Source organism: Proteus sp. TJ1640, from assembly GCF_003144445.1.
Lineage (GTDB): Bacteria > Pseudomonadota > Gammaproteobacteria > Enterobacterales > Enterobacteriaceae > Proteus > Proteus penneri.
Genome location: NZ_PENY01000035.1, coordinates 1 through 790, shown reverse-complemented (window position 1 = coordinate 790; position 790 = coordinate 1). Strand labels below are relative to the sequence as shown.

Annotated in this window: 1 protein-coding gene; it reads right to left on the bottom strand. The window is 33.0% G+C overall.

The features are described from left to right. Positions 1-133: 133 nt before the first annotated feature. Positions 134-790: DUF1983 domain-containing protein (locus DK861_RS15890; RefSeq protein WP_162556789.1), on the bottom strand; the 657-nt coding region annotated here is incomplete at its 5' end.

Below are 790 nucleotides of genomic sequence, written 5' to 3'. Positions count from 1 at the left end.
GATTTAATTAAAATCGTCATTCCGATATTAATGGCTGGATTATTATTTTTAAATTTAGTGCCAGTGCCTTTGACTATAGCAGACCCTGACACTGTGTTAACAGTGCCTGTTGTGTATATCATGATTTATTTCCTTATTGCTTGCAGGCTAATAGTGTTATTTTGAAATATCTATCTTCGCTGTCATATCTAAATACGCCGGGTGTATTCGCTTTTAACGTTGTTGATGGTGAATTCCAATAATAAAAATCATCGACTCGTCCACCTTTTTTAATTTCAAAGAACTTATCATCGTTTAACCATAATCGACACCACTTACTATTATGTGTCGTCGCTATTATGATCACTTGAATAACGCGGTCAAAAGATTGTGGTGGTATTGTGATTGTTTCTCCATTACCAATAGAATAAAACTTAACTATGTCACCTTCGATATTCTCTACTTTTAAAGTGCCCTTAATTTCACAATCTTTATCAATAATTACATTATTCATCGTGCCTTTAGTGGCTTTAATTTCTCCTCTAAATTTTGCATTATCAAATTCAGCGTATCCATTTTTATTAATTATCCAGCCTGATTTTCCAGCCACATAATTATTTGATTGAATAACATTCCCTATTTTTGCATTTGTAATCGAGCCATCTTCAATAAATAAATCTCGAATAAACAATTGCCCATTTTTGGCATACATGAATAATTCCATTTTGCCATTTGCAGGGTTATACCAAGCAAAGTTATTCGCATTGTAACCAAAGAATGATTCGAGCTTTCCATTCTTAACTTGAGCGCT